General features: G+C 69.5%; 2 protein-coding genes. Both read right to left on the bottom strand.

Going from position 1 to position 1,392, the window contains the following annotated elements:
• The coding region (locus tag AC1D15_RS32305) for an EamA family transporter (RefSeq protein ID WP_477829273.1) at nt 1-329 on the bottom strand (329 nt) is incomplete at its 3' end.
• 66 nt (nt 330-395) lie between these two features.
• Nucleotides 396-1,392, bottom strand: a 997-nt coding sequence (locus AC1D15_RS32300; protein WP_477829272.1) for a methyl-accepting chemotaxis protein, incomplete at its 5' end; no start/stop codon positions are given.

Genomic DNA, 1,392 nt, shown 5'->3' with positions numbered 1-1,392 from the left:
CTGATGTACTGCAGCCCGGCGAAGTCGAGGAAGCTCGCGAGGTAGTAGCCGCTGAAGCCGAGGCCCAGCACGACGATCCAGTCGCGCCGCGTCAGCGCCGGCTTGCCACGCCCCGCCCACCACGACAGCAGCAGGAACAGCGGCAGCGCGAACAGCATGCGGTACATGATGAGCGTGACCGCATCGACATCGTGCCGGTAGGCCAGCTTGACGATGATGGCCTTGCCGGAGAAGGCGATGGCACCCAGGGTGGCCAGCAGCAGGCCGGGCCAGTGGCGTGGAGGGGTCGAGGGAGCGTCTGTCGAAGGTACCGCCGAGGGGCTGCTCATTGAAGGGATTCTACGGAGCGCCCCGTAGCCCGGGTGCCAACCCGGGATCCCGGATTCGCATCCGGGCTACAACTTGAAGCTGCCCACCGCGCGTGACAGCATCGTCGCCTGGTCCTTCAGGCTCTGCGTCGCGGCGGTCGATTCCTCGACCAGCGCCGCGTTCTGCTGCGTCATGTGATCGAGCTGGGCGATCGCCTGGTTGACCTGGCCGATGCCGTCGCTCTGCTCGCCGGCGGCGGTGCTGATCTCGCCGATGATGTCCGTCACGCGGCGCACCGAGCTGACGATCTCGCGCATCGTCGTGCCGGCCTCTTCCACCAGCCGCGTGCCCGATTCCACCTTGCCGACGCTGTCGCCGATCAGGCTCTTGATCTCGCGCGCGGCCTGCGCGCTGCGCTGCGCCAGGCTGCGCACTTCGCCGGCCACCACCGCGAAGCCGCGGCCCTGCTCGCCCGCGCGCGCCGCTTCCACCGCAGCGTTCAGCGCGAGGATGTTGGTCTGGAACGCGATGCCGTCGATCACGCCGATGATGTCGGCGATCTTCTTCGACGAGCCGGCGATGGCCTCCATCGTCTGCACCACGTCGGCCACCACCTCGCCGCCGCGCGTGGCCACGCCCGAGGCCGACAGCGCCAGCTGGTTCGCCTGCTTCGCCGCATCGGCGCTCTGGCGCACGGTGGCGGTCAGTTGCTCGACGCTCGACGCCGTCTGCTGCAGGTTCGACGCCGTCTGCTCGGTGCGCGACGACAGGTCGAGGTTGCCGGCCGCGATCTCGGTGCTGGCGGTCGTGATGGATTCGCTCACGTGCTGCACGCTCGCCACCAGTTCGGCCAGCTTGCCCTGCATCGCGCCCAGGTCGGACACCAGCGCCTGCACCTCGTCATGCGAGCCGGTCGCGACCGTCGCCATGCTCAGGTCGCCGGCGGCCACACGCTCGGCCATCCGCGAGGCGCCCGCCAGTGGATGGAGGATCGAGCGCGACAAGGCCCACGCGCAACCGAGGCTCACCAGCAGCCCCAGCGCGATGCCGATCGCCAGCATCGTGATGCCCTCACGCTCGCTG

The sequence above is a fragment of the Rhizobacter sp. P2_H2 genome, from assembly GCF_056403375.1.
Note: the sequence above shows the minus strand (reverse complement) of the source record. Positions and strands in the feature narration are given on the sequence as shown.